This window comes from Micromonospora sp., from assembly GCF_048594385.1.
In the GTDB taxonomy this organism is placed as follows: domain Bacteria; phylum Actinomycetota; class Actinomycetes; order Mycobacteriales; family Micromonosporaceae; genus Micromonospora; species Micromonospora wenchangensis.
This window is the reverse complement of record NZ_JBMDWU010000524.1, coordinates 1-8938: the sequence shown is the minus strand read 5'-3', so window position 1 is coordinate 8938 and position 8938 is coordinate 1. Positions and strand designations below refer to the sequence as shown.

Here is an 8938-nt window from a genome sequence, read left to right as displayed (position 1 = left end):
GGCCTCCCGGGGCCTGCCCGAACGGTGGATCGGTGATCGGCCACTGTGGATCTACGATCGGTCACAGTCCCGTCACCCCTGCGGAAGGACCCCCATGCCCCAGCCGATGCGCCGCCGGTTCACCCGACTCGCGGTGGTCGCCACCGCGGCGGCCGCCGTCAGTTTCACCGTCCAGCCGGCCCCGGCCGCCGCCGTGCCGTTCGACTGGAACGGGGCCTTCGCCACGTACGAGGAGTGCGAGCAGTACCGCATCGACGCCAGCTACTGGGGTGAGGTGGCCAACAGCTGCGTCTACCGCACCCTGCCCGACAGCCAGTACAACGGCTGGTACTTCCGGGCCGCGATCGCGGGCTGAGCCCCGACGACGAGCGGACCGTCCACCCCCGACCATCGCCCGCCGCAGGCCACCGCCTCCGGTACCCCGAACGGGCGGTCACCCCGGTGCGGGTGGCCGCCCCGGGGCACCGCGCGGGTCAGCTCTGCTGGTAGTTGACGGCGGCGAACCCGCACGGCCGGTGCAGGTGCAGGTAGTAGGCGCCCTCGCCGTACTCGTCCAGATCCGCGCCGCCGACCAGACCGACGTAGTCCATCGGCTGCCGGCACCCGGGGCAGTCGGGGTGGGCGGCGTCCTGGATCCAGTCGGGCCGGCCACCCAGCGTCGAGCCGCCCTGCTCCCACGCGCTGGCCTGGTAGGGGCTCTGCCGGACCTCCCCGGGGACGGGCAGCAGCGCCGGCGGATCCTCCGTCCCGGCGGGGCCGAGATAGTCGGGGCGGGTGTTACCGGCCCACCAGCCGGTGCCGCCGTCCGGGGTTACCCGGCTGTACAGCGTCGTGTAACAGGCGCAGAAGTGGCACGTCTCGATCACCAGGCGGCCGGACCAGCCGGTGTGCGCCAACGCGACGCCGACGGCGGGGTCCGCGGGGTCGAGGTCCGCAGCCGTCCACAGCGGCGACGCGCACCACGGGCAGATCGCCCCGTCCGGCCGCCGTGGTGCCTCGCGCATGAGCCACCGGTACGCGGTGTCACCGCACAGGTCGCGCCGGTGGCCCTGCGGGTCGACCGTCCAGCCGCCCTCGGGCGCGTAGTCCAGGATGTCGACGTGCAGCGTGTCCGCGCCGGGCGGGGGCTGGGCCGACCAGCGACGCAGGGCGTCCCCGGCCAGTGGGTGGGCGGTGTGCGCCAGGGCGACCAGCAGGTGGTTGAGCTGCTCCGGCGTCCGCCCTCCGTCGACGCGCGCGACGATCCGACGCACCACGCCGACGTCCGCCGCCCGGTACAGCTTTCCCGGCCACAGCACGTCGTGGTCGAGCAGCGAGCCCAGGTGTGGCGTCAGCCTGCCCGGCTCGGCGTCCGCGACCAGGGACAACTCCTCGACCGCGTCGTCGTCACCGACGGACACCTGCCGGACCAGCTCCTCGATCATGGGGCGATGCTAACCACCCCGACCGACAGTGACCTCGCCCCAGGCGGTCAACCACGCCCGCCGGTCGCCGACGCCGTACCGGCGGCGTCCGCGAACCGCGTGGCGGCCCGCGCAGCGGTGCCCCTCGCCCATCGGCCGGTGCTGAGCAGACCCAGGGCGGCGATGCCCACGCCGAGACCGGACACCAGCCACCACACCGGCCGGGTGGAGTCGGTGAACGAGGTGCCGTCACCGACCGAGCCCACCATCGTGCCGGCGACCGCGACCCCCAGGGTGGTGCCGGTCTGACGGCCCGCCGAGGCGAGGGAGGTGGCCAGTCCCGCCATCGAACGCGGCATCCCGGCGATCGCGGTGTTGGTGACCGGCGGGTTGAGGGTGCCCTGGAAGATGCCGAAGAGCAGGTAGCTCGCGAGCACGGCGACGAGCGGGGTGGCCGGCCCGATCAGCAGGGACGTGAGGCCGCCCAGCGTGAGTGCCGTCCCCGAGGCGAGCAGCGGCAGGCGCACCCCCCGGGCCCCGACCACCGTCCCGGTGTACGGCGAGAGCAGCGCGATCAGCGCACCGACCGGCAGCAGGCTGAGCCCGGCGGTCAGCGCCGACATGCCGCGTACGTGCTGGAGGTAGAGCGTGGTCACGAACAGGAAGGCCGCGAAGGCGGCAAGCCCGAACAGGGCCATCAGAATCGCCGAGCTGAACGGCACACTGCGGAACAGTCGCCACTGCAGCAGCGGATCGGCCCGGCGGGCCTCGTACCCGACGAGGCCCGCCGTGGCCAGCGCGGCGACGACGAGCAGCCCCACGATGACCGGCGCCGTCCAGCCCTGCCGGTTGGACTCGATGACCGCGTAGACGACACTGCCGAGCACCACGACCACCAGGAGCTGACCGACCGGGTCGAACCGGCGGGGCCGTGGCGCGCGTGACTCCGGCACGTACCTCGTGGTGAGGGCGAACGCGACGAGCGCCAACGGCACGTTGACCCAGAAGACGGAGCGCCAGCCGAAGCTGTCGATCAGCACACCGCCGAGGACGGGACCCAGCGCGAGCGACAGGCCGGACATCGAACCGAAGACGCCGATGGCCCGGGCCCGTTCGGCGGGAACGGTGAACGTGTCCGCCACGATCGCCATCGCCACGGGGTTCAGCATGGTCGCGCCGATGGCCTGCACGGCCCGCGCCGCGACCAACCAGCCGATGCCCGGCGACACGCCACACGACAGCGAACCGACACCGAACACCAGCAGGCCGGTCTGGAAGACCCGCCGCCGACCGACCCGGTCCGCCGTGGAGCCGGCCAGCAGGAGGAACGCGGCCAGCACCAGCGTGTAGGCGTCGACGATCCACTGCAGGCCGGTCACCGTGACGGCCAGGTCGTCGCGGATGCGGGGCAGGGCGGTGTTGACGATGGAGATGTCCACCACCACCAGGACCATGCTGGCGCAGCAGATCGCCAGCACCAGGGTGCGACGGCGTGGACCGAGCTCACTCACCAGGCTCTCCCGATACGTACGGTCATCATCAGATGTCACGTCGTGAACGGGATGAGGCTAGGTTTTCGAGTGCGCTCCAGGTCAAGCCGGAGCCCGGCGACGGTGCGGCGTCCGTTGCCGGTCGGCTGTTCCTACACGGTGAACGCCGATCCGGGCCGGCCGATGCCGATCCGGCCGTTGGTCGGGCGGTGCTCGAACGTCACCCCCAGCTCCTCCTCCCAGCACCGCATGATGTCCTGTTCACCCTCCCGGTCGATGTCGTCGAGCACGACGGCGAAGTCCCCGGCGAACCGCGCGGCGAAGAAGGGCCCGGCGGGATGTCGGGCGTGCGCGTTCGCCGCCTGGTAGGCGGGAGGCCCGTCGACGACGAGCAGGTCGACGGCCCGGCCCTCGGTCATCTCCGCGAGGCGGTGCTGCTCGTACCAGGTCGACTCCTCGTCCGGCCAGCGGGACTCGACAGGCGTCAGGGGGGCGTGCACCACGGTCACCACGTCGCCGAGGCCCTCGCGCGCCAGCTCCTGACCGAGCAGTTCCGCCCAGCGCCCGTCGTGCTCCACGGTCCACAGGTGTCCGCCCCGCTGCCGTAGCAGCCGGCCGATGTAGAAGGTGGAGACTCCACTGCCCAGCTCGACGACGCACCGCCGACGGTTGAGCATGATCTCGTTGAGCACCGCGACCACCCCGCTCGGTCGCATGGCGCTCGCGCTCCACGGCAGGTACGTCAGCGACAGCGGGGCCAGCGCCTGCATGGCCAGCAGGTCGTTGCGCTGCAGCTCGTTGCGTTGCAGCGACGGACGGTGGCGCTGCTCGTACTCCGGTCGCGCGGTCACCGGGGCACCATCCCCACCAGCCAGGAGGGCAGCAGACCCTCGTCGAGCAGGTCCAGGACCACCGTCTTGGCCAGGGCGGAGGCGAAGTGCACCTGGGCCGCCCCGCTGGGGGTGCGCAGCCGCGACAGGAGCCGGGAGCGTTCCCGCCGGTAGCTTGCCGACTGCCTGCCGTGGGTGCGGAAGTCGTCCGTCCAGCGGTTCAGCTCGCAGAAGTTGGTGACCCTCGGCGCGAAGTTCTCGAACAGGACGGCCCCGTGGTCGAGCCCGACGGTGTCCGGTTCGAGGAGCTGGACGAGGGTCCAGTAGTACTGGTCGCTCGTGCCGTGCAGCCGGTCCGTGTCGACCTGGTGCGCCCGCAGCCGGTTCAGCAGCGGGAAACGCCCGCTCGGGGGGTCCGGATACGCCGCGCACAGGGCGAGGACGTCACCGGCGGGCCCGAGGAAACCGCCGCTGTTGAGATACGGGTACGGGCCGACGGGCGGGTCCTCGTGCAACGCGAGACCGACGGGGCCCATCGGCCAGCTGTTCGGCTCGGCGCTGAACACGATCCGCTGCGCGAAGCCCGCGTACGCCGTGCGGATGTGCTCCTCCCCCCGCAGCAGGAGCGTGTCGTACGCGTCGGTGAACAGCACCAGCTCGTCCGGTGGGACGTGCCGGGCCAGATGATCGGTGAGCAGCGCCCGCTTGTCCCGGGGCCGGAACCCCCGCTGCCGGCCCTCCAGGACGACCAGGTCGAGCCCCACCGCCGCGCAGGACGGCGCCAGCAGCCGCTGCAGGAAGGGGTGTTCGAGGTCGGTGGCGATGGTGATGACCCTCATGGTCGGCGTCCAATCGTGCTGACGGTTCGTGCCGTTGGACCGCACCGGATGCGCCCTGGTGCCCGACCGGTGGGCCGGGGTCGGACCGGCTGCCAAACTATCGATCCACGATGGTCGTTGTCGACCCGCGGCACCGCCCCCGGCCCTGTCCGAGAGCTGTCGTCGAGCCGTTCTCAAGGACGGGGCCACCGCCGGGCACCGCCGGTCGGAACCCGGCGCCGGCGGTTCCGACCGGAAGGCGAGCGGGTCTGCCCACCGGCATCCGTGGTTTCTCGAGCCGTTCCCAAGCGGTGGCCGGGAGACTCGGGGCGCAGCCAGCACACGACGCCGAGAGAGGCGGGGCGGATGACCGGACGGGACGAGTCGGCGCACACACGGGCCGGGACACCGGGCGGGACACCGGTCGCCGTGGTGGGCATCGGCTGCCGGTTTCCCGGCGCCAACGGGTTGGCGCAGTTCTGGCGTCTGCTCAGCGACGGCGGCGACGCGACCACCGACGTGCCGGCCAGCCGGTACGACATCGACGCCTACCACGACCCGCGACCGGGCACGCCGAACCGGATCGTCAGCCGCCGGGGCGGCTTCCTCGACCAGATCGACCAGTTCGACGCCGGCTACTTCGGGGTGGCCCCCCGGGAGGCGGAACGGATGGACCCCCAGCAGCGGCTGCTGCTGGAGACCGCGGCCGAGGCGCTGGCCGACGCCGGCCTGACCCGCGACCGGCTGTCCACCACCCGCACCGGCGTCTACGTCGGCGGCATGTCCTCGGCGTACGGGCAGTTGCTCAGCGACGCGTCGGTGCTGGACCTGCACGCGGCGACCGGCGGCGCGCGCAGCTTCCTGGCCGGCCGGGTGTCCTTCGCCTTCGACCTGCGCGGCCCCAGCATGGCGGTGGACTGCGCCTGCTCCTCCAGCCTGGCGGCGCTGCACCTGGCCTACCAGAGTGTGCGCAACGGGGAGACCCAACTGGCGCTGGCCGCCGGGGTGAACCTGGTGATCGCCCCCGAGGAGACGATCCCGTTCTCGGCGGCCCGGATGCTCGCCGCCGACGGCCGGTGCAAGTTCGGCAGCGCCCACGGCGACGGCTTCGTCCGCAGCGAGGGGGTCGCCGTGCTGGTGCTCAAACCGCTGGACCGGGCCGAGGCCGACGGCGACGCCGTCCACGCGGTGATCTGGGGGTCCGCGGTCGGCAACGACGGCCAGTCCGGCGGCTACCTGCTCACACCCTCCCAGCCCGGCCAGGAGGAGACGCTGCGCGCGGCGTACGCCGACGCGGGCGTACCCGCCACGCTGGTGGACTACGTCGAGGCGCACGGCACCGGGACGCCGGCCGGTGACCCGGTGGAACTGGGCGCCCTCGGCGCGGTGGCCGGCGCGGGCCGGGACGGGCACTGCCTGGTCGGCTCGGTCAAGACGAACATCGGCCACACCGAGGCGGCCGCCGGGCTGGCCGGGGTCATCAAGGCGGTGCTCGCGCTCCAGCACCGGGAGATCCCGCCGAGCCTGCACGCCACCGAGCTGACCGACGCGGTCGACTGGGCGGGGCTGCGGCTACGACTGGTGCGGGAGCGCACCCCCTGGCCGCAGACCGACCGGCCGGGCCTGGTCGGGGTCAGCTCGTTCGGCATCTCCGGAACCAACGCGCACGTGGTGCTCGGCGAGTACACCGGGCCTGCACCGGCACCCGCGCCCGCCGACGGGGACGCATCCGACGGGGACGCCGAGCAGCTCCTGGTGCTCTCCGCACCCGGCCGGGAGGCGCTCACCGCCCTCGCCACCGACTACGCGCGGTTCCTCGGGCCGGGTGGCGACGGCCGGGACCTGCCGTTGCGCGACGTGTGCTTCAGCGCGGCCACCCGCCGCGACCACCACGAGAACCGGCTGACCGCCGTCGGCGCGTCCCCCGACGACCTGGTCGAGCGGCTACGGGCGTACGCCGCCGGTGAGTCCCGCCCCCGGCTGGGCGTCACCGCGTCCGCACCGGTGGACGGCGACCGGCCCACGGTCGTCTTCGTCTTCCCCGGGCAGGGCTCGCAGTGGGACGGCATGGGCCGCGAACTGCTGGCCCGCTCACCGGTCTTCCGCGACACGCTCACCCGCTGCGACGAGGTGATCCGCGCCGAGGTCGGCTGGTCGCTGCTGGCCCGGCTGACCGGCGAGACGGACGCCCCGGCGTCCATCGACACCGTCCAGCCGACCCTGTGGGCGATGCAGACGGCGCTCTGCGCGGTGCTGCGCGACTGGGGCATCGAGCCCGACCACGTGGTCGGGCACAGCATGGGCGAGGTGGCGGCGGCCGGCGCGGCGGGCGCGCTCAGCCTCGCCGACGCCGGTGCGGTCATCTGCCGGCGCAGCAGGCTGCTGCGCAGCGTCGCCGGGCAGGGCGTCATGTACTCGGTGGAGCTGTCCGCCGCCGACGCCCAGGCCGCGCTGGCCGGCCACGAGCACCTCGTGTCCGTGGCGGTCAGCAACAGCCCCACCTCTACGGTCCTCTCCGGCGACCCGCAGGCGCTGGCCGCCATCGTCGCGGACCTCGACCAACGCGGCGTGTTCTGCCGGCAGGTCAGGGTCGACGTCGCCTCGCACAGCCCGCAGATGGACCAGCTCCGCGACGACCTGCTGGCCGACCTCGGCGACGTCACCCCCCGCGCGGGTCACGTCCCGCTGTACTCCACCGTGGACGACGCCCCCTGCGACGGGTCCGGATGGGACGCCGCCTACTGGATCCGCAACCTGCGCGAACCGGTGCGGTTCGGTGCCGCGGTGGCACACCTCGCCGGATCGGCCGACACGGTGTTCGTCGAGATCAGCCCGCACCCCATCCTGCTGCCGGCCATCCAGGAGACCCTGGCCGCGACCGGGACCGACGGCGCCGCCGTCGGCTGCCTGCGCCGCGACGAGCCGGAACGGGCCAGCCTGCTCGACACCGTCGCCGCCCTGCACCGCGCCGGCTGCCCGGTCGACTGGCACCGGGTGGTCGGCGGGCCACCGCCCCGCTACGTGCGGCTCCCGTCCTACCCGTGGCAGCGCCAGCGGTACTGGCTCGCCCCGGCCCCGGCCGGACAACCGGCCCCGCACCGCGTGGACCGGGTCGTCGACCCGGCCCGCGAGCCGTACCTGCTCGACCACCGGGTGCAGGGCACCGTGGTCGTGCCGGGCACCGCGTACGTCGAGCTGCTGCACACCGCCGCCGCCGGGATCTGCGCCGGACAGACACCCGTGCTGGGCGACATCCGCTACCTCGACGCGCTGTTCCTACGTCCGGACCAGCCGCCGCCCGCGCTGACCACCACGTTCACCCCGCGCGGGCCCGACACCTGGGACGTGGCGGTGACCGGGGCGGAGACGACCCACGTCACCGCGACGGTCACCCGCACCCCGCCGCCGGAGCGACGCCGGCTGCCGGTGGAGGCGACCCGTGCCGCCTGCCCCGACCACCTCACCGGGGTCGACTTCTACCGCCGTTTCGCCGCGCGGGGCAACGAGTGGCAGGGCGCGTTCCAGGGCGTCGCGGAACTCTGGACGGGCGACGGTCAGGCCCTCGGCCGCATCCAGGTGCCCGCCGGGGTCGACCCGGCCGGGTACACCTGCCACCCGGCGCTGCTGGACGCGTGCGGGCAGGTCCTCGCGTCGCTGATCCCGGCCGAGGACCGGTCGTCGGCGTTCGTCCTGGGCGGCATCGACGCGGTGACGATCCACCCCGACCCGGGCGTCCCCGGCTGGGCGCACGCCGTCGCGGTCACCGCCTGGCGGTCCGACTCGGTCTGTGGCGACCTCGTGGTGGCCGACGCCGACGGCCGGGTGATCGTCGAGATCGAGGGACTGCGCCTGCAGTACCTGCAACCCCCGGACTCGGTACGCGACCCCGACGGATGGTTCCACGAACTGCGGTGGCAGCCGCTGCCGGCGCTGCCCGACGCGCCCCGGCCGGCCGGCCGCCGCCTGGTCTTCGCCGACCGGTCCGGCGTCGGCGACGCGCTGCCCGCCGACGTCAGGGTGTTCGCGGGCGGCGGGTACCAACGGCTGGCGGCCGACCGGTACGAGATCGACCCGACGGCACCGGCGCAGTACCGGCGGTTGCTCGCCGACGTCCGGGCCGGGTTCGACGGCCTCGCACCGACCGAGGTGGTGCACCTCTGGACGCTTGACGAGCCCGACGGCTCCCAGTCGGCGCAGCAGGCGGCCGGGGACGCCGAACGCCTCGGCTGCGGCAGCGTCCTGCGGCTGCTGCGGGCGCTCGCCGACGCCGGCCTGCCCGAGCCGCCCCGGCTGTCGCTGGTGAGCCGGGGCGCGCACCGGGGGCGCGCCGCCGACCGGACCGTGTCGATGTGGCAGGGCGCGCCCGGGGGCCGGGGCCGGGGCGTCGCCCACGAGCA

The 8938-nt window shown here is 73.9% G+C and carries 6 protein-coding genes; 2 read left to right on the top strand and 4 right to left on the bottom strand.

Annotated features, from left to right (window positions below; genetic code table 11):
• Positions 1-94 precede the first annotated feature (94 nt).
• Positions 95-355, top strand: coding sequence for a hypothetical protein (locus ACOJTC_RS27825; RefSeq protein WP_208570515.1), 261 nt, complete (start codon positions 95-97; stop codon positions 353-355).
• Between the two features lie 118 nt (positions 356-473).
• Here ACOJTC_RS27825 and ACOJTC_RS27820 read toward each other — a convergent pair whose 3' ends face one another.
• From ACOJTC_RS27820 to ACOJTC_RS27805, 4 genes are all read right to left on the bottom strand, one after another.
• Positions 474-1424 carry a hypothetical protein gene (locus ACOJTC_RS27820; RefSeq protein ID WP_420119101.1) on the bottom strand — a complete coding sequence of 317 codons (951 nt, stop codon included), beginning with the start codon at positions 1422-1424 and terminating at the stop codon, positions 474-476.
• A 47-nt stretch (positions 1425-1471) separates the two neighbouring features.
• A complete protein-coding gene (locus ACOJTC_RS27815) occupies positions 1472-2914 on the bottom strand; it encodes an MFS transporter (protein ID WP_420119100.1) in 1443 nt (480 codons plus the stop codon).
• A gap of 131 nt (positions 2915-3045) precedes the next feature.
• Positions 3046-3744 (bottom strand): class I SAM-dependent methyltransferase, encoded by a 699-nt coding sequence (locus ACOJTC_RS27810; RefSeq protein WP_420119099.1) that lies wholly within the window; start codon positions 3742-3744, stop codon positions 3046-3048.
• Positions 3741-4562 carry a glycosyltransferase domain-containing protein gene (locus ACOJTC_RS27805; protein WP_420119098.1) on the bottom strand — a complete coding sequence of 274 codons (822 nt, stop codon included), beginning with the start codon at positions 4560-4562 and terminating at the stop codon, positions 3741-3743. Before ACOJTC_RS27805 ends, ACOJTC_RS27810 begins: the two co-directional genes overlap by 4 nt.
• 345 nt (positions 4563-4907) lie before the next feature.
• On the opposite strand from ACOJTC_RS27805, the gene ACOJTC_RS27800 reads away from it, so the two are divergent.
• Positions 4908-8938: type I polyketide synthase (locus ACOJTC_RS27800; RefSeq protein WP_420119097.1), on the top strand; the 4031-nt coding region annotated here is incomplete at its 3' end.

Excerpts from the sequence above, each read along its gene's own strand:
- ACOJTC_RS27825 (WP_208570515.1), top strand. The coding sequence starts at position 95 with ATGCCCCAGCCGATGCGCCGCCGGTTCACCCGACTCGCGGTGGTCGCC.
- ACOJTC_RS27820 (WP_420119101.1), bottom strand. The coding sequence starts at position 1,424 with ATGATCGAGGAGCTGGTCCGGCAGGTGTCCGTCGGTGACGACGACGCG.
- ACOJTC_RS27805 (WP_420119098.1), bottom strand. The coding sequence starts at position 4,562 with ATGAGGGTCATCACCATCGCCACCGACCTCGAACACCCCTTCCTGCAG.